At 61.9% G+C, this 21437-nt stretch carries 18 protein-coding genes; 11 read left to right on the top strand and 7 right to left on the bottom strand.

What is annotated here, in order from left to right; translation table 11 throughout:
• The first annotated feature begins 497 nt into the window (after positions 1–497).
• From FHT28_RS11955 to FHT28_RS11975, 5 genes are all read left to right on the top strand, one after another.
• Positions 498–1448 (top strand): ornithine cyclodeaminase family protein, encoded by a 951-nt coding sequence (locus FHT28_RS11955; protein ID WP_168596380.1) that lies wholly within the window; start codon positions 498–500, stop codon positions 1446–1448.
• The gene (hrpB, locus tag FHT28_RS11960) at positions 1445–3922 is read left to right on the top strand and encodes an ATP-dependent helicase HrpB (protein ID WP_168596381.1); all 2478 of its coding nucleotides are present in this window, start codon (positions 1445–1447) and stop codon (positions 3920–3922) included. Before FHT28_RS11955 ends, hrpB begins: the two co-directional genes overlap by 4 nt.
• Before the next feature lie 2 nt (positions 3923–3924).
• Positions 3925–5262 carry an ActS/PrrB/RegB family redox-sensitive histidine kinase gene (locus tag FHT28_RS11965; RefSeq protein WP_037195495.1) on the top strand — a complete coding sequence of 446 codons (1338 nt, stop codon included), beginning with the start codon at positions 3925–3927 and terminating at the stop codon, positions 5260–5262.
• 74 nt (positions 5263–5336) lie between these two features.
• Positions 5337–5924: an ActR/PrrA/RegA family redox response regulator transcription factor gene (locus tag FHT28_RS11970; protein ID WP_037195497.1), complete on the top strand. Its 588-nt coding sequence runs from the start codon at positions 5337–5339 to the stop codon at positions 5922–5924.
• Between the two features lie 127 nt (positions 5925–6051).
• Positions 6052–7000 (top strand): IS630 family transposase gene (locus FHT28_RS11975; RefSeq protein WP_168596382.1). Its coding sequence is split into 2 segments (ribosomal slippage): positions 6052–6387 and positions 6389–7000, totalling 948 coding nucleotides; the frame shifts between segments, so codons are not numbered across the junction.
• 6 nt (positions 7001–7006) lie between these two features.
• On the opposite strand, the gene FHT28_RS11980 is transcribed toward FHT28_RS11975, so the two are convergent.
• On the bottom strand, positions 7007–7558 hold the full coding sequence (locus tag FHT28_RS11980; RefSeq protein ID WP_047559276.1) for an MmcB family DNA repair protein: 552 nt from the start codon (positions 7556–7558) through the stop codon (positions 7007–7009).
• A gap of 180 nt (positions 7559–7738) precedes the next feature.
• Here FHT28_RS11980 and FHT28_RS11985 point away from each other — a divergent pair, with 180 nt between their 5' ends.
• Entirely contained in the window at positions 7739–8413 is a 675-nt protein-coding gene (locus FHT28_RS11985; RefSeq protein WP_037195499.1) for a L,D-transpeptidase, read from the top strand.
• 266 nt (positions 8414–8679) lie between these two features.
• Here the strand turns inward: FHT28_RS11985 and FHT28_RS11990 are convergent, their stop codons facing one another.
• From FHT28_RS11990 to hslV, 6 genes are all read right to left on the bottom strand, one after another.
• Complete coding sequence (locus FHT28_RS11990) at positions 8680–10848, bottom strand: malate synthase G (protein ID WP_047559278.1); 2169 nt, start codon at positions 10846–10848, stop codon at positions 8680–8682.
• Positions 10849–10967: 119 nt separating this feature from the next.
• Entirely contained in the window at positions 10968–12971 is a 2004-nt protein-coding gene (locus FHT28_RS11995; protein ID WP_168596383.1) for a hydantoinase/oxoprolinase family protein, read from the bottom strand.
• Between the two features lie 385 nt (positions 12972–13356).
• Positions 13357–14763 carry a cytochrome P450 gene (locus FHT28_RS12000; RefSeq protein WP_168596384.1) on the bottom strand — a complete coding sequence of 469 codons (1407 nt, stop codon included), beginning with the start codon at positions 14761–14763 and terminating at the stop codon, positions 13357–13359.
• Positions 14764–14874: 111 nt separating this feature from the next.
• The gene (locus tag FHT28_RS12005) at positions 14875–15828 is read right to left on the bottom strand and encodes a DUF1402 family protein (RefSeq protein WP_092573038.1); all 954 of its coding nucleotides are present in this window, start codon (positions 15826–15828) and stop codon (positions 14875–14877) included.
• 162 nt (positions 15829–15990) lie between these two features.
• The gene (hslU, locus tag FHT28_RS12010) at positions 15991–17301 is read right to left on the bottom strand and encodes an ATP-dependent protease ATPase subunit HslU (protein WP_037195508.1); all 1311 of its coding nucleotides are present in this window, start codon (positions 17299–17301) and stop codon (positions 15991–15993) included.
• A gap of 44 nt (positions 17302–17345) precedes the next feature.
• Complete coding sequence (gene hslV / locus FHT28_RS12015) at positions 17346–17873, bottom strand: ATP-dependent protease subunit HslV (protein WP_034481393.1); 528 nt, start codon at positions 17871–17873, stop codon at positions 17346–17348.
• 212 nt (positions 17874–18085) lie between these two features.
• On the opposite strand from hslV, the gene hisB reads away from it, so the two are divergent.
• From hisB to hisF, 5 genes are read left to right on the top strand one after another with little or no spacing between them, the layout of a single operon-like run.
• Positions 18086–18694 carry an imidazoleglycerol-phosphate dehydratase HisB gene (hisB, locus tag FHT28_RS12020; protein ID WP_047559495.1) on the top strand — a complete coding sequence of 203 codons (609 nt, stop codon included), beginning with the start codon at positions 18086–18088 and terminating at the stop codon, positions 18692–18694.
• A 24-nt stretch (positions 18695–18718) separates the two neighbouring features.
• Positions 18719–19216 (top strand): DUF2628 domain-containing protein, encoded by a 498-nt coding sequence (locus FHT28_RS12025; protein WP_037195515.1) that lies wholly within the window; start codon positions 18719–18721, stop codon positions 19214–19216.
• 2 nt (positions 19217–19218) lie between these two features.
• Positions 19219–19869, top strand: a complete 651-nt coding sequence (gene hisH, locus FHT28_RS12030) for an imidazole glycerol phosphate synthase subunit HisH (RefSeq protein ID WP_168596385.1) — start codon at positions 19219–19221, stop codon at positions 19867–19869.
• Between the two features lie 25 nt (positions 19870–19894).
• A complete protein-coding gene (gene hisA / locus FHT28_RS12035) occupies positions 19895–20638 on the top strand; it encodes a 1-(5-phosphoribosyl)-5-[(5-phosphoribosylamino)methylideneamino]imidazole-4-carboxamide isomerase (RefSeq protein ID WP_168596386.1) in 744 nt (247 codons plus the stop codon).
• Positions 20635–21423, top strand: a complete 789-nt coding sequence (gene hisF, locus FHT28_RS12040) for an imidazole glycerol phosphate synthase subunit HisF (protein WP_037195520.1) — start codon at positions 20635–20637, stop codon at positions 21421–21423. The genes hisA and hisF overlap by 4 nt, the downstream gene beginning before the upstream one ends.
• Positions 21424–21437: the final 14 nt, after the last annotated feature.

Consider the following 21437-nt stretch of genomic DNA (forward strand, 5'->3'; position numbering starts at 1 on the left):
CTTCAGATCCCGCAAGCTTCGCCGCCCACGTTTCTCTTTCTTCTCATCTTCAATTGTCAAAGAACTGACCAGCAAAACCAGTCGAAATCACTTCCTATAAGCCCAAGCACCTAAGCCCAGAACCTTCAATCAGCATCGCAGCCAATCCAGGAAACACTAGAGCGAAAGTCGTCGTCGCCAGCAGCGCCGCCGCCCTCGTTCAGTGAGTGGGCTTATAATCCTACCCAACGAACCAAGTCAACACACCAACTGTAAAAATTCTGACATTTTTGTAAGTGATTGATTTGAAACATCATTTTTAAAAGATGAGGCGAAAGCTGGGAAATTTGACCCGATCGAGCACCATTTCCGGATTCATTTTACTTCCTTGGACGGAAACACCCAGGAAACGGCTTTCAAAGAGGCAGACTCAAGCTCCCATGGGGTCGCCGAAGGGCCTGCATTGCCAGTTTCGCGCCCAGGACCTAATAGAAACCGAGCTATTGAAGGAGTGGAGAATGCTGGTCCTCGACGAAGAACAGACGCGCGCAGCACTTGCATGGCCGGCGCTGATCGATGCGATAGCGGCGATGTTTGCCGATGGTTGCGTCATGCCGGTCCGACATCATCACGATATGGAGGTTCCCGGCGAAAGTGACGCGACGCTGCTCCTGATGCCCGCCTGGCTGCCGGGACGCTATATGGGCGTGAAGATGGTTTCGGTGTTCCCGGGAAATGCGGCGCGTGCCCTGCCGGCCATCTTCGGAACCTATCTTCTTTCTTCGGGCCAGACGGGGGAGATGCTGGCGGTAATCGATGGCGGCGAGCTGACGGCGCGGCGCACGGCGGCGGCCTCGGCGCTTGCTGCCCGATATCTTGCGCGCGAGGATGCCGAGGAGTTGCTTGTGTGCGGCACCGGACGACTGTCGCTCAATCTGATCCAGGCACATGCCACGGGCCGGCCCTTGAAGCGGATCAGCATATGGGGGCGGGACCGCGAGAAAGCAGCAGGCATCGCCAGGGAGGCGCAGGCGCTCGGCCTGGCCGCGGAGCCCGTCGCGGATCTGCAGGCCGCGGCTCGCAGTGCCGACATCATTTCCTGCGCGACACTATCGGGTGCACCGCTGATCCAGGGGGAATGGCTGAAGCCGGGCGCGCATCTCGATCTCATCGGCGGTTTCAAGCCGGATATGCGCGAGGCCGACGATACGGCGATACGGCGGGCGCAGGTGTTTGTCGACACGCGTGCCGGCGCGATGAAAGAGGCCGGCGACATCACCCAGCCCCTGAAGAATGGCGTATTGGCAGCCGACGACATCCGGGCCGAGCTCCGTGAGCTGGTGAACGGGGCGCATCCCGGACGGACCGATGACGCGGACATAACCCTGTTCAAATCGGTGGGCGCGGCGCTCGAGGATCTCGCCGGCGCGATCCTTGCCTATGAATATGTGCGGAGCAGGCAGGCGTGACGCATACAACGCCCTCATTGCCCGACCTGCCGGTCTCGCATGTGCTCGCCGATATCGGCGTTGCCCTTGCAGAGCATCGGCGCGCCGTCCTCTCGGCACCGCCCGGCGCCGGCAAGACGACGCTGGTGCCGCTCTTCCTGTTGGGGCAGGCATGGCGCGATGACGGCAAGATCATTGTTCTGGAGCCGCGGCGGCTGGCGGCAAGGGCAGCGGCGGCCCGCATGGCATCGCTTCTCAACGAACAGGTCGGCGACACCGTCGGCTACCGCATGCGGCTCGATAACCGCATCTCGGCCAAGACCCGTATCGAGGTGGTGACAGAAGGCGTGTTCGCGCGGATGATCCTCGACGATCCCGAACTATCGGGCGTTTCCACTGTTATCTTCGACGAATTCCACGAACGCTCGCTGGATGCGGATTTCGGCCTGGCGCTGGCTCTCGACGTGCAATCGGCGCTGCGTGAAGATCTGCGCATCCTTGTCATGTCGGCAACGCTCGACGTGGAGCGTGTCGCGACCCTGCTCGACCATCCGCCCGTCATCGAGAGCATGGGCCGCAGCTTTCCGATCGACATCCGTCATCAGGACCGGCCGCCGGGTGAGCGGATCGAGGATACGGTGACGCGAGCGATCCTCGACGCGCATGCGTCGGAACAAGGCTCTATCCTCGCCTTCCTGCCGGGACAGGCGGAAATTACCCGCACGGCGGAAAGGCTGGAGGGCCGGTTCGGCACTGCCACGATGATCGCGCCACTTTACGGCAATCTCAGCCAGAAGGAGCAGGACGCGGCGATCCGGCCGGCGCCGCAAGGTACCCGCAAGATCGTGCTGGCGACCTCGATTGCCGAGACGTCGATTACCATCGACGGCGTGCGCATCGTCATCGATAGCGGCCTGCAGCGGCTGCCCGTCTTCGAAGCCTCGACCGGCATCACGCGGCTGGAAACGGTGCGGGTATCGCGCGCCTCGGCCGATCAGCGGGCCGGCCGCGCCGGGCGAACCGAACCCGGTATTGCCATCCGGCTGTGGCACCCCGGCCAGACGGCGGCGCTGCCCGCCTTCACGCCGCCGCAGATCCTCTCCAGCGATCTGTCCGGCCTTGCGCTCGACCTCGCACATTGGGGCGTGCAGGATCCGGCCGCGCTCGCCTTTGCCGACCAGCCGCCGGCCACGACGCTTGCCGAGGCGCGGGCGCTGTTGCGGCAACTGGGTGCGCTCGACGCGGAGAACGGGCTGACTGCGCGGGGCCGGCTGATGCGCGAGCTGGCACTGCCGCCTCGGCTGGCGGCGATGGTGATCTCAGCCGCCGATTTCGGCCAGGCGCGCGAGGCCGCATTGCTTGCCGTGCTGCTGACCGAACAGGGACTTGGTGGACAGAGCATCGACCTGGAAGAACGGCTGCGGCGCTTCAAGACGGAAAAGGGCGAACGCGCCGAGGCAGCGCGCCGGCTGGCCGGAAGGCTTGCCTCGGCGGCTAGCGGCAAAGGGACTGCCGGCTCAACGCCACCGTCTTTGGCCGGCTCGCTGCTGCTGCATGCCTTTCCCGATCGCATCGCGCTGCAGCGCGGCGGGCGTGGGCGCTTCGTCATGGCGAACGGGCGCGGCGCCGAACTGCCCGAAACCGAGCGCCTTGCCGGTTCCCAGATGCTTGTCATCGCCGATCTGACCGGCCGCGCGGCACAAGCGCGTATTCTTGCGGCAGCCGAGATTTCCCGCACCGATGTCGAAGAGCATCTGCCGGGCGAGATCCGCACCGAGGATCAGAGCTTCTTCGACAAAGCCAGCCGGCAGGTGCGGGCGCGGCGCGCCACGCGGCTCGGCGCGATCATCTTTGAGGAAACGCCGCTGCCGCGCCCATCCGGCGAGCAGGCAGCAAAGGCGCTGGCCGAGGGCATTCGCGAACTTGGCATCGGCGTGCTGCCATTTTCCAAGGAAACGGCGCAGTTGCGCGCGCGGATAGGCTTTCTGCATCGCACGATCGGCGAGCCTTGGCCTGATATGGGCGACGACGCCTTGCTCGCGCGGCTGGACGAGTGGTTCACACCCTTCCAGGCCGAGGCTCGCGGACTTTCCGACATTTCCGCCGGCGGGCTTTCCAACGGGCTGATGTCGCTGGTGCCGCATGAGCTGCAACGCGATCTCGGCCGGATGGCACCCACGCATTTCGAGGCGCCGACCGGCCAGCGCCATCCCATTCAATATGATGGCGAGGAGCCGCTGTTGACCATCCGCGTCCAGGAGCTGTTCGGGCTGAAACAACATCCTGCCATCGGCGGCGGCCGGTTGCCGCTGGTGTTGGAGCTGACGTCGCCAGCCCATCGCCCGATCCAAACGACGCGCGATCTGCCCGGGTTCTGGGCCGGATCCTGGCGGGATGTGCGCGCCGACATGCGCGGCCGCTACCCGAGGCACCCCTGGCCGGAAGATCCGGCGGATGCCTTGCCGACGACGCGCGTCAAGCCAAGGGGAACCTGACGATGGCACGCTTCTTCCGCGGACTGGAAAAACTTTCCGATGCAGAGATAAAGGCGCAGGACGACCACCATAGCAGCCGGCGACTGAGGTTGCAGACGCTGGTTCGCCTGCGCTGGCTTGCCGTCGGCGGCCAGACGGCGACGGTGACGATCGTCGCCTTCTGGCTGAAATTTCCGATGCCACTCTTGCCATGCTACGTGCTGATCGCCTGCCTTGCCTGGATCAATTTCTTCCTGACCCTGCGTTTTCCACCGACGCACCGGTTGGAGCCGCCGGCGGCGTTTGCGCTGCTCGGCCTCGATCTTCTGCAGCTCTGCGGGTTGCTGCTGATCACCGGCGGGCTGACCAATCCTTTCTCCGTGCTGGTCTGCGTGCCTGTCATCATTTCCTTCGCCTCGCAGCCGATCCGCTACAGCATGACGCTGATCGTGCTGGCGATGATCTGCATCACCGGCCTTGCCTTCTCGCCCTTCCCGCTGCCCTGGTATGACGGGGTTGCCACGAGCGTGCACAGCGTGATGCAGCTGGGAGTCTGGTGCTCCATTGCCTCCACCATGGCTTTTGCGGCCTTCTATGCCTATCGCGTCTCCATGGAAGCATCGCAGCTTGCCGACGCGCTGTCGGCGACGGAGCTGGTGTTGCAGCGGGAAAAGCATCTGTCGCAGCTCGATGGGCTGGCGGCGGCGGCGGCGCATGAGCTTGGCACGCCGCTTGCGACCATCAGTGTCGTCGCCAAGGAGATGGAACGAGAGCTCAAAGAGGACGACCGTTTCCGCGAGGATGTGGCGCTGCTGCGCAGCCAGAGCGAACGCTGCCGCGATATCCTGCGGCGGCTGACCACGCTCTCCTCGGAGGACGAGGCGCATATGCGGCGGCTGACCCTGTCGTCGATGATGGAAGAGATCATCGCCCCGCATCGCGAGTTCGGGATCACGCTGCAGCTGATCGAAAAGAGCCCGCGAGCCGGCGAGCCCGTGCTGAACCGCAATGCCGGCATCATGTACGGTCTTGGCAACCTCATCGAGAACGCCGTCGACTATGCCCGCCAGACGGTGACCGTCACGGTGGAGTACAGCGCCGATACGCTCACGATCGTCATCGAGGATGACGGCAACGGCTATTCGCCGGAGATCCTGACGCGGATCGGGGAACCTTACGTGACGACGCGGCAGCGCGACGACACGGCTGGCGGCCTCGGGCTCGGCCTCTTCATCGCCAAGACGCTGCTGGAGCGCTCCGGCGCGGCGCTCGCCTTCGGTAATCGCGATCCGGAAACGCCGGGCGCGCGCGTGCGCGTCGAATGGCCGCGCATGTTGATCGACAGTAATTCGACAAAATGATTTTCACGGCTTAAAACAGCGGTCGTCAAATTGGTGGAATATGCAGGCGGATGGTCGCCGGGATAGAAGATAGAATGACGGATAAAGAGCTTGCCGCCTCGCGTGCCGGGGACAAGGATGCCGCAGCCCATATCGGCACGGATGCGACACTGCTGATCGTCGATGACGACGGCCCCTTCCTGCGCCGGCTGGCGCGCGCGATGGAAATCCGGGGCTTCGTGGTCGAGACGGCGGAATCGGTGGCGGAAGGTGTTGCCAAGACCAAGGCCAACCCGCCGCAATATGCAGTCGTCGACCTCCGGCTCGGCGACGGCAACGGCTTGGATGTCATCGAGGCGATCCGGCAGCGACGCGACGATACGCATATCGTGGTGCTGACCGGATACGGCAATATCGCGACGGCGGTCACGGCCGTGAAACTCGGTGCGCTCGACTATCTCGCCAAGCCAGCCGATGCCGACGATATCTACGCGGCGCTGACGCAGCGCCCAGGCGAGAAGGCGGAAGTGCCGGAAAATCCGATGTCGGCGGACCGGGTGCGCTGGGAACATATTCAGCGCGTCTACGAAATGTGCGAGCGCAATGTTTCCGAGACGGCCCGCCGCCTCAATATGCATCGTCGCACGCTGCAGCGCATCCTCGCCAAGCGCGCACCCAAGTAGAAGGCCCTTCGCTTACGCTCCGCGTGCTCGACGCTAGAGCGGTTCATGACTTATCGGAATCCGTTCTGGATTCCCAAATCAGCGGAATTGTGATTCATGATGGATGCTGGAATGGAGGCCAGCATCCATGACGCGACCTTATTCGAATGATCTTCGTGAACGCGTAGTGGCTGCAGTTGCGGCCGGTCAGAACTGTCGGGTGGTGGCGGAGCGGTTCGACATAGCCGTCTCCTCTGTGGTGAAGTGGTCACAGCGCTATCGCAGGACCGGCAGCGTGTCGCCCGGTAAGATGGGCGGCCATCGTCGGCGTATTTTGGAACCGCATCGGACTTTCATCGTCGAGCGGATCGAGCAGACCTCACACTTGACGCTGCACCGACTGAAGGACGAACTGGCTGCCCGCGGTGTGACCGTCTCCCATAATGCCATCTGGCAGTTCATGCGCCGAGAAGGTCTGAGCTTCAAAAAAAACGCTGTTCGCCCTTGAGCAAAGCCGTACCGACGTTGCCAGGCACAGAGCACGCTGGAAGGCTTGGCAGGGGCGTTTCGATCCGAAACGGCTGGTCTTCATCGACGAAACGTGGATCCGCACCAACATGGCACCGTTACGCGGTTGGGGGCCGAGGGGCAAAAGGCTGCGCGGCTTTGCCCCGCATGGCCGCTGGCGCACCCTGACCTTTCTCGGCGCGCTGCGCTGCGACCGGCTCACCGCCCCCTGCGTCTTCGATGGCCCCATCAATGGTGAATGTTTCGGAGCCTATGTCCGACAACAGTTGATCCCGACCCTCAAACCCGGCGACATCGTTATCCTCGACAATCTTGGCTCCCACAAAGCCAAGGCCACTCGCGATGCCATCAAGGCAGTCGGCGCCAGATTATGGTTCCTGCCGAAATATTCGCCCGACCTCAATCCGATCGAGCAGGCCTTCGCCAAGATCAAACATTGGATGCGCCAAGCCCAAATGAGAACGAGCGACGACACTTGGCGGCAGCTCGGATACCTCGCCGACACCATCAAGTCGGACGAATGCGCAAACTACTTCACAAACGCAGGATACGCTTCCGTCAAAACTTAAAACGCTCTAAAGCTCCTCGCCCCCATCATCCGCCCCTGGATTGATCGAAGGGCTGTCACCTTCTCCCCGAGGGGAGAAGGTAAAATCCTTGCCCGTTGCCCATTCAGCAAGCATCAGACGCTGGGCGGCGGTGCGGGAGAAATTCAACGTCACCGACTTGCGCGTCGCCGGCGGCAGCCGATGCTCCGGCGCCTCGCGGATCATGTGGGCGCCATAGCCGTCCGACAGGAAGAGCCCGCAATCTTCCGGGAAGATATCGAGCGGAACGTCCTTGTGCGTCGCAAAGTACAACCGGTCGCAATGCAGGCGGTAATCGGGCCATTTGCGGTCGACGCGGAAATCCTCGATCGAGGTCTTGATCTCGATGATCCAGATTTCGCCCTTTTCGGAAAGGCTGACGAGGTCGGCCCGGCGGCGGCTCGCTAGCGGCAACTCCGGCAGGACGGCATGACGCATCTCGTGCAGTAATAATTGCACGCCCTTGCGTACAAGCATAGCTCGTTCCGACTGCCTGCCATCTATTAACGGATTGTTATTGTAAACGTTCAAAATCGTCATGAATTGCCTCAGGGACGGGGCAAGCATTGTTGCAAAAAAACCATGTCCCTCTAATTTGCGCGCCGGAGCTATTTTTGAGCCCAACAGCAGCTTGCAAAGCTTAGTTTAATGGAAAATAAACCGTAGACAAAGATGATTGATAGTCATCCATCCCCTGCCACGAAATTTCAAGAGTCCTCCATGCGCATCCGTAATGCTATGACCGCACTCGGCCTTGTCGCAATGCTCGCGTCGGCTGGCTATGCCACCACTGCCGCAGCCGCGCCGTCCGCCACCGCAAACTCCGCAGCCGATACCATCAAGACTTTCGATGGTGACTACGGCATCACCAATGACAACGGCTTCGAACTGCCGGCGATCCCGATCCAGAAGGTGAAGCCGCAGTTCCGCCGCCAGATCGTTGCCTATAAGTCCGACGAGGCTGAAGGCACCATCATCGTCAACACGCGCGAGCGTCATCTCTACTACATTCTCGGCAACGGCGAAGCGATGCGCTATGGCATCGGCGTCGGCAAGCAGGGCTTCTCCTGGTCCGGCACGGCCTACGTAGCCTGGAAGCAGGAATGGCCGAATTGGCATCCGCCGAAGGAAATGGCGGTCCGCCGTCCGGAAATCGCCAAGTATGTCGATGGCGGCATGAATCCCGGCCTCTCGAACCCGCTCGGCGCGCGCGCCATGTATCTCTACAATGACAAGGGCCAGGACACGCTGTTCCGCCTGCACGGCACGCCGGAATGGGCTTCGATCGGTACCGCTGCTTCCTCGGGCTGCATCCGCCTGATCAATCAGGACGTCATCGATCTCTATAGCCGCGTTCTGCCGGGCCGCAGCACCAAGGTCGTCGTCATCCAGTAATCATTGCTGCTATTCAGATTGAAAAAGGCCGCCGGATATCCATCCGGCGGCCTTTTTGTTCGAGAAAGCGGGGTGATGCTATGCCGTCCCACCCGCCCTCGTCCTTCGAGGCTCCGCCTTCGGGTGCGCACCTCAGGATGAGGACTGATCTTTTCCGCTGGCCGTAGGACTCTCCCCACCTCATCCCGAGGTGCCTTGCCGTCAAAGCATCAGCGCAGACGACGAGGCCTCGAAGGATCGAGGTGGCCTCTGAGCAAGAGACGGTATCACCCTGCCTGCCTTGCCTTCAGCTCGATACGGCGGCGATGCAGCACCGGTTCCGTATAGCCGTTCGGCTGCTCGCGACCCTTGAGCACGAGATCGAGCGCCGCCTGGAAGGCGATCGAACCGTCAAAATTGCCGGACATGGCGACGTAGAGCGGATCGGAGGCATTTTGCTGGTCGACGACGGCAGCCATGCGCTTCATCGTCTCGACGATCTGGGCCTCGGTGATGACCTTGTGGTGCAGCCAGTTGGCCATGTGCTGCGCCGAGATGCGGAGTGTGGCGCGATCCTCCATCAGGCCGATATTGTTGATATCGGGCACCTTGGAGCAACCGACGCCCTGGTCGACCCAACGGACGACATAGCCGAGGATACCCTGACTGTTGTTGTCGATCTCGCGCTGGATTTCCTCCGGCGTCCAGTTCGGCCGCGAGGCGACCGGCACCGAGAGGATATCGGAAAGCTTGGCGCGGGCGCGGCTCTTCAGGCTCTTTTGGACATCGGCGACATTGACGCGGTGATAATGGGTCGCATGCAGTGTGGCGGCCGTCGGCGACGGCACCCAGGCGGTGTTCGCTCCGGCCTTCGGATGGGCGATCTTCTGTTCCAGCATGGCCGCCATCAGGTCCGGCATGGCCCACATGCCCTTGCCGATCTGAGCGTGGCCGGAAAGGCCGCATTCCAGGCCGATATCGACATTCCAGTTCTCATAGGCCGCGATCCAGGCGGCCTGCTTCATGTCGCCCTTGCGGATCATCGGTCCGGCTTCCATCGAGGTATGGATTTCATCGCCGGTGCGGTCGAGAAAGCCGGTGTTGATGAAGACGACGCGCTCGCCGGCGGCGCGGATGGCTTCCTTGAGGTTGACCGTGGTGCGGCGCTCCTCGTCCATGATGCCCATCTTCATGGTGTTGCTTGGCATGCCGAGCACGTCCTCGACGCGCGAGAAGATCTCGACGGCGAAGGCGACTTCTTCCGGTCCATGCATCTTCGGCTTGACGACATACATGGAGCCGCTGCGCGAATTCTTGCGGCGACCGTTCGGACCGATGTCATAAAGCGCGATCAGACCGGTAATGACAGCGTCCATGATGCCTTCCGGGACCTCGTTGCCATCGCGATCGAGGATCGCCGGATTGGTCATAAGGTGGCCGACGTTACGTATCAGCATCAGCGAGCGGCAGTGCAGATCGAACGTGCTGCCGTCCGGCGCCGTGTAGGCTACGTCGGGATTGAGCCGGCGTATGAAAGTCTTGCCACCCTTGGCGACTTCCTCTGTCAGATCGCCCTTCATCAGGCCGAGCCAGTTGCGGTAGACTTCCGCCTTGTCCTCGGCGTCGACGGCGGCGATGGAATCCTCGCAGTCCATGATCGTGGTGATCGCCGATTCCAGGCGGACGTCGGAAATATTGGCCGGATCGGTCTTGCCGATCTCGGTGGCGGTATCGATGACAACTTCGATATGAATGCCGTTCTGCTTCAGCAGGATATGGGACGGGGTGGCCGCATCGCCGAGATAGCCGGCAAAATGGCTAGCATCCGCCAGCGCTGCGACGCCGCTCTTGGTCGTGATCGCCAGAGCGCCATTGTTCACGGCAAAGCCGCTGACATCCTTCCAGCTTACGCCGGTAAGCGGCACGGCGGCATCGAGGAAATCGCGCACCCAGGCGATGACCTTTTCGCCGCGCTTGGGATTATAGCCCCGGCCCTTCTCGGCGCCATCGGTCTCGGGGATGGCATCTGTGCCGTAAAGCGCGTCGTAGAGCGATCCCCAGCGGGCATTGGCGGCATTCAGCGCATAGCGGGCGTTCATGACGGGAACGACGAGCTGCGGGCCGGCAATATGAGAGATTTCCGGATCAACATTGGCGGTCGAGACCGTGAAGGCCGGGCCTTCCGGCACGATATAGCCGATTTCGCGCAGGAAAGCCTCGTAGACGGCGATATCGACCGGCGCGCCATTCTTGCGATACCAATCGTCGAGCGCCGCCTGCATCCGGTCGCGCTTGGCGAGCAGCTCGCGGTTCTTCGGCGCGAGATCGTGGACGATTTTGGAGAAGCCGGCAAAAAAGGTGTCGGCGTCGATACCAGAACCCGGCAATGCCTCCTTGACGAGGAAATCATAAAGTACCGGTTCGATCTGCAGCCCGTTCTTCTCAATACGGCTCATGCCAAATACTCCTCAAGGCCGTTTCACGGCTCAATTTTCACATGCTGCCACTTTGCTCACGGTTTCGCTTTCCGTCAATTTGGCAATAGTTAGAAAGATTTATGCGCCGTCGGAAACAATCAGTCCATGGCAATGCGAGGACGCCCGCTGGCGGTCGCAATGAAACGTGCCTCGATCAGCTTGCGGCTCCCCTCGACCTCCGGCGCGTCGACCTGCTCATCCATTGCCACCACGAGATCCACGGCGCCATTGAGCCGCGCCTGCGCCATCGCAGCCTCGACGGCCCGCGCCCGCGCATCGGCAAAGCTCCTGTCCTCATCGGTGAACCGCAGACTTTCGCCGGCTCCGTTCAAAACGTAGATACCATCTTCCGGCATGGTGACGAAGACGGTGGCGCTGGCTCGCACCTGGCCGACAACGGCGCCGACCGCATTGGCCACATCCGAGTGAGCAGGAATGGTGGTTTCGCTCGCCAACATTGCGGCGATAGCGGGATAGTAGACCGGTGCCGAAGCGCCGAGCCCGATAAGGGGGCGGTCAAGCGAAACAGCGAAGCGAGCAATGCCCGAGGCGCGGCGAAGGGCGCGATCGATCGAGATCGACCTGGCCGGATCCAGATCGGCAACGCCGTCCTCGGCAAGACAGGCGGCAAGAATGACCTCGGCCGATTGGCGGGTAAGGCGATTGACGATCTTCTGTGCCAATTCCTCGATGGAAGAGGCGATGGCGCGTCCGGAGCCATCCTTCAGCCGCATCGCCAAGGCCAACCCAAGCTGCGCAGCTTCCGCATTCCACTGGTTCTGCCGACCCAGCACATGCATGGCATCCGACGGCGTGAGACCACTCAGATGCACTAGCCCCCGCGCCACCAGCCGGTCCAGAGTAGCCTTCTGCGAGGTTACGGTCAGAAGCTTGTCGAGTGCCAGAGGAGTATTGCCAATCCTGTCGAATAGCGCCTGTTCGAGCGGCGTGAGGCCGCTCGCCAGATGATCCGGCACGCCGGTGCGCATGGCGAAGCGGCCGGCATTGCGGGCAAGATGCGGCGCACGCAATTGCTGCTCCAGCACGTCAAGCACGGCCTCGCCATGCGCATGGGCGGCAAGGCTGAGCGGCAGCAGGCGACGCGGCCCGAGCTCGAAGCCAGCGACGAGGCCGCGATCGTTGATCTTCACCTCCGAATCGCCGCCAAGGCCATAGGTGCGCATCGCGACGGCCTCGACCATGGTGCGATAGCCTCCGACAACAGCGCCATCGGCGTCGAGCCTTGGCCGGCCGGCATCCATGATGGCAACGTCGGTGGTCGTGCCGCCGATATCGGAAACGACAGCATTGTCGAGGCCTGTGAGATAGCGCGCGCCGACCAGGCTCGCGGCCGGGCCGGACAAAATGGTCTCGATCGGCCGAAGCTTGGCCTCGGCAGCCGAAATCAACGCTCCATCGCCACGAACCACCATCATCGGCGCAGCGATGCCGCGCGTTGCCAGAAACCCTTCGCAGGCACCGACGAGACGATCGATCATCGATACCAAACGGGCATTGAGCAGCGTCGTCAGAGCCCGTCGCGGGCCTCCGAGCTTGGAGGATAGCTCGTGGCTGCAGGTAACAGGCAGATGCGACAATTCGCGGATACGATCGCGCACCCTGATTTCATGAGCCGGATTCCGCACGGCGAAATAGCCGGCAATGGCGAAGGAGGAGACCGTCTTTGCCAGTTCCGGCAGTGCGTCTTCCAATGCCGTCAGATCGAGCGGATTTTCGTTGCCGTGAACATTGTGGCCGCCCGGCAGAAACAGCACGGGATCGGACCCGAGCGCTTCCGCCAGGCCATCGCGCTTCAGATCATCGGGACCGAAGCCGATCATGACCAGCCCGGCGCGACCGCCCTGCCCTTCCACCAGCGCATTGGTGGCGAGCGTCGTCGACAGCGAAACAAGGCCGATCGCCGTAACCGGAACGCCGGCATCGGCAATGACGGCATCAACGGCGCCGGTGATGCCGACGGCCAGATCGTGCCGCGTGGTCAGCGATTTCGCCTTGGCGATCACACCATCGGTTTCATGGAAGAGAACCGCATCGGTATAGGTTCCACCCGTGTCGATGCCGAGCAGGAAATGAGACGTCACTGATCAATTCATCCTTGGGGATTGAGGTCGAAGCGGCAAGCGCGAAACCTATCTCGCCCTTGGCGGGCGAGAAAGCAAAAACTTAAGATTAGGCAGGGGCTTGTCCGCCGTCTAATTCTTAGTTTTTGCAAGAGAGGGGGCAGGTGGGGCGCGGAGAATCTCGACAATAGGCAAGATACGGACCTCCGCTCTTGCAATTTCAATGGCTTAGAAATTGTACCGAGATTTTTGAACGTATAGAACTCCTGTTTCGCAATTCCTAAACCAGTGAAATTGCTTTCTCGCCGCCAGGGGCGAGATAGGCCCCGCATTCTCAGCCGCTGGCCCTTCGCTTCCGCTCCGGGCATTCGTCACTGCAATCGATTCACCGGATCGATTGCTTCGGCTATGCCGAACCGTTCCTCACCGTAACCCGCATCGGCAAACCACCGCGCGGCTGGGTCGTCAGCTTCTGCACCGGCCAGGGATCGGTCTCTTCAGTCGTGTCGAAGCGGAAGCGGCGCATTATGACCGCAAGAGCGATGACCGCCTCCTGGAGGGCGAAGGTGGCGCCGATGCAGACGCGGGGACCGGCGCCGAAAGGCAGATACTGGAAACGGTTGATCTTGCCGCGGTTCTCCGGAAGAAAACGCTCGGGCATGAAGGCCCGCGGCTTTTCCCAATAGAGCTCGTGGCGATGTAGCGTCCAGGGCATGATCAACACGGTGATCCCCTTCGGGATCGTCACGCGCTCGCCCTTCGTGCTCGTCCATTCGTCGTCGGCGATAGCGGCACGGTTGATCGAAGGCGCCGGCGGATAGAGGCGCATCGCCTCTTCGAAGGCGGCACGGACATGCGGCATCAGGTCGAGCCAGGCGACGGGCTCGGCATCTGTTGCCAGCACCCGGTCGATTTCCTCTTCCATGGCTTCGCGGATATGCTGGCTGTTGGCAACGCAGTAGAGCGTCCAGGCAAGCGCGCGGGCCGTCGTCTCATGACCGGCGCCGATGAAGGTGAGGATATTATCCTCGATCTCCTCCATCGTGAGCCCGTCTGGGCCGGCCTTTTCCAGAAGCAACGTCAGGAAATCATCCGGCGCGCTGGCGCGATCCCTGCGCATCTTGTCGAGACGCAGGTTCATGGTATTGCGGACGATGCCGCGAAACTTGTCGAGCATCTTCTGGCCGCCGATGCGGGTGACGCGCGGCACCCAGGCGGGCGCGCGCAACAGATCCATGGGATCGACGCGCCCCATGCGATGCAGCAGCTCGTTGACATCGTCGGCAAAATGCTCGCTTTCGGTGACGATCTCACCGGAAAACAGCGTCTCGGCCAGAATGGCGAAGGTGAGCTCGGTCATATCGGCGGCGATGTCGAAAGTCGCGCCCTTGTCGCCGACACCTTCGTATTTGTGCACATATTCCAGGCTCTGACTCAGCATCTGGCCGGCAAAGCCCTGGGCGTGGCGTGGCGTGAACACCGGTGCCACAGCCTTGCGCGAGCGCTTCCAGACAGGCCCTTCCGCGGTCAGCAGCCCATCGCGCAGGATCGGCCGGAGCACGAGCTGGCGGATATCGGCCATGCGGTAGTTGGCGGCGTTGTCGACCAGGATATGCTTGATCAGGCCGGGATCGTTGACGATCAGCGTCCTCTCGTTGAAGAATTTGGTCTTGATCCAAGGCAGCGTATAGGAGGGCTCGCCCCACAATTCGAGCGGATTGCGCAGGATGGTACGGATGATCGTCAATCGCGATGGCGGGACGGTGCGCGGGACCGGCGCGGGCGGAGAAAAGGCTTCCGGGATCATGTCCATGAGATCAATTCTCCTCGAAAGCCGGGCTCCTGCTTGGCCCATGCGGCCGGAGCGGCCTGAACGGCCTGAACGGCATCAGACACCCGATATGGTGAATGCCGCCAGCAAAATCTAGAGAAGCGACTTCAGGTCACTCAGCTTATCATTGATAAGCCAGCCATAGTAATTTTCCTCCGGCCAGACCGGCTGCGCGGCGCCGCGGTTCTTTGCGGCAAGTGCTGCGGCGCGCTTGCGGGTGTTGCCGAGATTGTAGAGCGTCGCGGTGATGCCCGGATTGCCTGATATGTCCATGCCGGCGATCGAGCGATAGTCGTCGATGGACTTGCGGATCGATGCGGCAACGAAGGCCAGCGACAGGTCCGGATCCATGATGGCCTTATAGACGCCGCCGGCATCCTTCTCATCCAGCTTCGGAATGCCCGAGGTGCTGCTGACCAGATCGGATAGTTCAAGTGCCGTCAGCGGATTGACCTGGCCGAGGCCGAAGGTCTGACCGGCATAGAAGGGCTGGAAGAAAACCGCGCTGAAGCGATTGTCGGGATAGGATTTGCCGCCGACCGTCTTGCCGCGGAAATCGTCTTCCCAGACATCGTCTCGGCAGGTCCAGAGGCTGTAGGAGTCCCTCTTGCTCTTGCAGACGTCGAATTGCGGCCGGGCGATGAAATCGTCGACACTTTCGCCGTCATAGGCGAAGCGGAAGCTCTGGCCGGCATAGGAGGCGGCCTTGACGTAATAGGACTGCAGACCGTCATACGCATCGACGTTATAGGTGTGCTCGCCGACGAGCGCGCCGATGATATGGATCGGATCGATGCCATAGGCGCGTGCCGTCGACTTGATCTTCGACATAAGCTTGGTGTCGGTCGCCAGCAGCTCGCGGACTTTCTGGTACTTGCGGTCGAAGGTCGAATTCGTGCCTCGGGTGCGGCGCACGGAGGCGCCGGGAACCGGCGGCTGCTCGGCATTTCGGTTACCGGGCGGCACCGCGACTGCCGCTTCCGCAAAGGCGGGCATCCAGGAGAAGCTGGCGACCGCCAGAAGAAATATGATCAGTATGCGTCGCAAGATGGCTGTCCTGTCGAAGTTTCAACCGATGTTTCCGTGCGGCTGCCTGACGGATAAACTTGGCCGAATAAAGCCATCCGACACAAAGAAACGGGCCCCTAACTAAAAAGTTAACGGCCCGCTGTCGAGTGCTTACTGTTTTAAATCGCCTCTGCCAGCCTGCTACAGAATGAAGCGGGAGAGATCGGTGTTGTTGGCGAGATCGCCGACATGCTCGCGAACATAGGCGGCATCGATGGTCACCGATACGCCGGCGCGGTCCGAAGCGTTGTAGGAGATCTCATCAAGCACGCGCTCCATGACCGTCTGCAGGCGGCGTGCGCCGATATTCTCGACTGTGGAGTTCAGATGCACGGCAACATCGGCAAGTGCGTCGATGGCGTCGTCGGTGAAATCGAGCTTCAGGTCTTCCGTTTCCATCAGCGCCTTGTACTGGCGGATGAGGCTGGCTTCCGGTTCGGTCAGGATGCGGCGGAAGTCTTCCTTGGTCAGCGGCCGGAGCTCGACGCGGATCGGCAGGCGGCCCTGCAGTTCCGGCAGGAGATCCGAAGGCTTCGACACGTGGAACGCACCGGAGGCGATGAAGAGGATATGGTCCGTCTTGACCGGGCCATACTTCGTCGAAACCGTCGTGCCTTCGACCAGCGGCAGCAGGTCGCGCTGCACGCCTTCGCGGGAGACGCCGGCGCCTATGCCGCCGTCGCGGGCCGCGATCTTGTCGATTTCGTCCAGGAAGACGATGCCGTCATTCTCGGCGGATTGCACGGCTTCGCGCTGGATCGCCTCGTTGTCGATCAGCTTGTCGGATTCGTCGCGCACCAGTTCCTTGTAGGAATCCTTGACCGTGGTGCGCACCTTCTTGGTGCGGCCGCCCATGGCCTTGCCGAACATTTCCGACAGGTTGAGCACGCCGATATTGGCGCCGGGCATGCCGGGGATTTCGAAGCCGCCGGGCATGCCGGAACCGGTGTCGGCAACTTCGATGTCGATTTCCTTGTCATCAAGCTGACCGTCGCGCAGCTTCTTGCGGAAGCTGTCGCGCGTCGCCGGCGATGAAGTCGCGCCGACCAGGGCGTCAAGCACGCGTTCCTCGGCGCTCATATGCGCCTTGGCCTGAACCTCGGCGCGCTTCTTTTCGCGCACCAGGCCGATGCCGACTTCGACGAGATCGCGGATGATCTGTTCGACATCGCGGCCGACATAGCCGACCTCGGTGAACTTGGTGGCTTCGACCTTGATGAAGGGCGCGCCGGCGAGCTTGGCGAGGCGGCGGGAGATCTCCGTCTTGCCGACACCGGTCGGGCCGATCATCAGGATGTTCTTGGGCATGACTTCATCGCGCAGATCGGGCTCGAGCTGCTGGCGGCGCCAGCGGTTACGCAGGGCGATCGCCACGGCGCGCTTGGCCTCATGCTGGCCGACGATATAACGATCGAGTTCGGAAACGATCTCGCGGGGGGAAAAAGTGGTCATTTCGTGTGTTTCCCGTCAGGGCTAGAAACTATCAAGAGAGGAAATTAGGCTTCAGCGTCGAGCGTTTCCACAATCACGTTGTGATTGGTGTAGACGCAGATGTCAGCGGCGATATCGAGGGCGCGGCGGGCGACATCCTCAGCGGATTTGTCGGTATCCATCAGCGCACGGGCGGCCGCAAGCGCGAAATTGCCGCCGGAGCCGATCGCCATGGCGCCGTGTTCCGGCTCGAGCACATCGCCGTTGCCGGTGATGGCGAGCGTCACGCTCTTGTCGGCAACCAGCATCATGGCTTCGAGGTTGCGCAGATATTTGTCTGTGCGCCAGTCCTTGGCGAGCTCAACGGCTGCGCGCATCAACTGGCCCGGATATTGTTCCAGCTTCTTTTCAAGGCGCTCGAGCAGGGTGAAGGCATCGGCGGTCGCGCCGGCGAAACCGGCGATGACATCGCCCTTGCCGATGCGGCGAACCTTGCGGGCATTGCCCTTCATTACGGTCTGGCCAAGGCTGACCTGGCCATCACCGGCCATCACGACCTTGCCGTTCTTGCGAATAGTCACAATTGTCGTCATTTAACACCTGTTTGCCCCCGTTCCGGCGGGCTTTCTGCCGGGCCGCGTTTCGGCCCCGTCAGCACCTATGTAAGAGGGCTTTTGACGATTGCAAATGGCAGCCAAGCCGGATCAATGCAGACGAGCCGGCTAAAGACGCAAGCCCGCGCGTAACTTCTGGATATTTCTCGATACGCCTGATAAGGAACCCGCGTATTCCGATGGAGCAGCCCATGGCAGAGACCCCAGCGAGCCGCACGGCAAGCGTTTCCCGCAAGACCAACGAGACTTCCGTCTCCGTGTCCGTCAATATCGACGGCAGCGGCAAGTCGACGATTTCGACGGGTGTCGGCTTCTTCGACCATATGCTGGAACAGCTTTCGCGACATTCGCTGATCGACATGGAGATCGACACCAAGGGCGACCTGCATGTGGACGACCATCATGCGGTCGAGGATACCGGCATCGCCATCGGCCAGGCCATCGCCAAGGCGCTGGGCGACCGGCGCGGCATCACGCGCTATGCCTCGATCGACCTTGCCATGGACGAGACGATGACCAAGGCGGCCGTCGATCTCTCGGGCCGGCCCTTCCTTGTGTGGAACGTCAGCTTCAGCGCCCCGAAGATCGGCACGTTCGACACTGAACTGGTGCGTGAGTTCTTCCAGGCTTTAGCGCAGAATGCCGGCATCACACTGCATGTTCTCAACCATTATGGCGCCAACAATCACCATATAGCCGAGACATGCTTCAAGGCCGTTGCGCGCGCATTGCGTACCGCAACCGAGATCGATCCGCGGCAGGCAGGCCGGGTGCCCTCGACGAAGGGCACGCTCGCCTGAACCCCAACCTGGGGAAGTGAAGAAATGGCAAGCTATCTGATTTTGACTCCACCCGGAGCGGCGAACCGATCCGAAGTATCGGACCGGTATCGCGACGGTACGCGATTCATCCGCGACGGCTTTTCCTTGAAGGCCTTCCTGTTTCCGGTGCTGTGGATGCTTTTCCATCGTTTGTGGCTGCATGCCGCCGCAGCTTTTCTGTTGCAAGGCCTTGCCTTGGAATTGATGCGCCAGCCGGGCCTGTTTGCCGCCGGCGCAGCCATTCTGCTCGGCGTGCATGTTCTGGCAGCCCTCGAGGGCCCGTATGCGCTCGGCCAGCGGCTTATGGACCGCGGGTGGAAAATGGAAAATCTCGTCTCAGCGCATGATTTGGCGACGGCGGAGCAAATCCATTTTTCCCACATCGAGGAGGAACCGCAGCAGGATATCCATTCGAAAAATTGGGATATCTCGGCCAACAACAGCAATTCCAGCCGTTCCGGTCCGAGCTTCGGTCTCCCCGGCTATGACGGAGGACGCTGACCATGCGCGTCGCAATTATCGACTATGGTTCCGGCAATCTGCGCTCGGCCACCAAGGCTTTCGAGCGGGCTGCCCGCGAAGCCGGCATCGATGCGGACATCGACCTCACAAATGATGCCGAGCGCGTCGCTACCGCGGACCGCATCGTACTCCCCGGCGTCGGCGCCTATGCCGATTGCCGTCGCGGGCTCGATGCCGTTTCCGGCATGGCGGAAGCCGTGATCGATGTCGTGGAACACAAGGCCCGCCCCTTCCTCGGAATCTGCGTCGGCATGCAGCTTATGTCGTCGCGCGGGCTGGAAAAGACCGTTACCCAAGGGTTCGGCTGGATCAAGGGCGACGTCAAGGAGATGACCCCGAACGATCCCAGCCTGAAGATCCCGCAGATCGGCTGGAACACGCTGGATATCCGGCATCCGCATGCGCTCTTCGACGGGATTCCGACCGGGCCGGACGGGCTGCACGCCTATTTCGTCCATTCCTATCATCTGGCCGCCGACCATGGCGAAGACGTCATCGCCACCACGAACTATGGCGGACCAATGACCGCCTTCGTCGGACGCGACAATATGGCCGGCTCGCAGTTCCATCCGGAAAAGAGCCAGAAACTCGGCCTCGCCCTGATTACCAATTTCCTGCGCTGGAAGCCGTAAGGCTCGCGCTCCAAGGACAGAAATCATGATTCTTTTCCCTGCTATCGACCTAAAAGACGGCCAATGCGTGCGCCTCAAGCTCGGCGACATGGAGCAGGCGACCGTCTACAATCCCGATCCGGCGGCTCAGGCGAAAGCCTTCGAGGACCACGGCTTCGAGTGGCTGCATGTGGTCGATCTCAACGGCGCCTTCGCCGGCGAGACCGTCAACGGCGCTGCCGTCGACGCCATCCTCAAGGCAACGAAGAACCCGGTACAGCTCGGCGGCGGCATCCGCACCCTCGAGCATATGGAAAACTGGCTGTCGCGCGGTCTGACCCGCGTCATCCTCGGCACGGTCGCCGTGCGCGATCCGGCGCTTGTCGTGGAAGCCTGCAGGCAGTTTCCGGGCCATATCGCCGTCGGTATCGACGCCAAGGGCGGCAAGGTGGCAGTCGAGGGCTGGGCGGAAGCCTCCGAACTCGGCGTCATCGAGCTGGCGAAGCAATTCGAAGGCGCCGGCGTCGCCGCCATCATCTACACCGACATCGACCGCGACGGCATCCTCACCGGCATCAATTGGGCTTCGACACTGGAACTGGCCGAAGCTGTTTCCATCCCGGTCATTGCCTCCGGCGGATTGGCTTCGCTTGACGATATCCGCCGCATGATCGAGCCTGACGCCCGCAAACTGGAGGGTGCGATTTCCGGCCGCGCGCTCTATGATGGCCGCATCGACCCTAAGGAAGCACTGGCACTGATCAAGCAGGCCAGGGAGACAGTGCAATGACCCTGAAAGCCCGCGTCATCCCCTGCCTCGACGTCAAGGACGGCCGCGTCGTCAAGGGTGTCAACTTCCTCAATCTCGTCGATGCCGGCGATCCGGTCGAGGCGGCCAAGGCCTATGATGCCGCCGGCGCCGACGAGCTCTGCTTTCTCGACATCACGGCCTCTTCAGACAATCGCGAAACCATCTTCGATGTGGTGGCGCGGACGGCGGAGCAATGCTTCATGCCGGTGACTGTCGGCGGCGGCGTGCGTTCCATCGCCGATATCCGCAAGCTGCTGCTCTGCGGCGCCGACAAGGTGTCGATCAATTCGGCAGCCGTCAATAATCCGGATTTCGTCGCCGAAGCGGCCGACAAGTTCGGCAACCAGTGCATCGTCGTCTCGATCGATGCCAAGCGGCGGCGAACCGAGGCGCTCGGCGGCGACAATATGAGCGCCTGGGAAATCTATACCCATGGCGGCCGCAACGCGACCGGCATCGACGCCGTCGATTTCGCGCGCCGGATGGTCGAGCGCGGCGCCGGCGAGCTTCTCGTCACTTCCATGGATCGCGACGGCACCAAGGTCGGCTACGATCTGGAGCTGACGCGGGCGATCGCGGATGCCGTGCGGGTGCCTGTTATCGCGTCCGGCGGCGTCGGCGACCTCGACGATCTCGTCGCCGGTGTCAAGGAAGGCCATGCGACGGCGGTGCTCGCCGCCTCGATCTTCCACTTCGGCACCTATTCGGTGGGCGAAGCAAAGCGCTACATGGCGGAGCGCGGCATTCCCATGCGGCTCGATTAGGAGGCAGCGAACCA

The sequence above is a fragment of the Rhizobium sp. SG570 genome (assembly GCF_012275345.1).
GTDB lineage: Bacteria > Pseudomonadota > Alphaproteobacteria > Rhizobiales > Rhizobiaceae > Rhizobium > Rhizobium lusitanum.

Coding starts and splice junctions, on each gene's coding strand:
- FHT28_RS11955 (WP_168596380.1), top strand. CDS start 498: ATGCTGGTCCTCGACGAAGAACAGACGCGCGCAGCACTTGCATGGCCG.
- FHT28_RS11965 (WP_037195495.1), top strand. CDS start 3,925: ATGGCACGCTTCTTCCGCGGACTGGAAAAACTTTCCGATGCAGAGATA.
- FHT28_RS11970 (WP_037195497.1), top strand. CDS start 5,337: ATGACGGATAAAGAGCTTGCCGCCTCGCGTGCCGGGGACAAGGATGCC.
- FHT28_RS11980 (WP_047559276.1), bottom strand. CDS start 7,558: ATGACGATTTTGAACGTTTACAATAACAATCCGTTAATAGATGGCAGG.
- FHT28_RS11985 (WP_037195499.1), top strand. CDS start 7,739: ATGCGCATCCGTAATGCTATGACCGCACTCGGCCTTGTCGCAATGCTC.
- FHT28_RS11990 (WP_047559278.1), bottom strand. CDS start 10,848: ATGAGCCGTATTGAGAAGAACGGGCTGCAGATCGAACCGGTACTTTAT.
- FHT28_RS12000 (WP_168596384.1), bottom strand. CDS start 14,763: ATGGACATGATCCCGGAAGCCTTTTCTCCGCCCGCGCCGGTCCCGCGC.
- hslU (WP_037195508.1), bottom strand. CDS start 17,301: ATGACCACTTTTTCCCCCCGCGAGATCGTTTCCGAACTCGATCGTTAT.
- hslV (WP_034481393.1), bottom strand. CDS start 17,873: ATGACGACAATTGTGACTATTCGCAAGAACGGCAAGGTCGTGATGGCC.
- hisB (WP_047559495.1), top strand. CDS start 18,086: ATGGCAGAGACCCCAGCGAGCCGCACGGCAAGCGTTTCCCGCAAGACC.
- FHT28_RS12025 (WP_037195515.1), top strand. CDS start 18,719: ATGGCAAGCTATCTGATTTTGACTCCACCCGGAGCGGCGAACCGATCC.
- hisH (WP_168596385.1), top strand. CDS start 19,219: ATGCGCGTCGCAATTATCGACTATGGTTCCGGCAATCTGCGCTCGGCC.
- hisA (WP_168596386.1), top strand. CDS start 19,895: ATGATTCTTTTCCCTGCTATCGACCTAAAAGACGGCCAATGCGTGCGC.
- hisF (WP_037195520.1), top strand. CDS start 20,635: ATGACCCTGAAAGCCCGCGTCATCCCCTGCCTCGACGTCAAGGACGGC.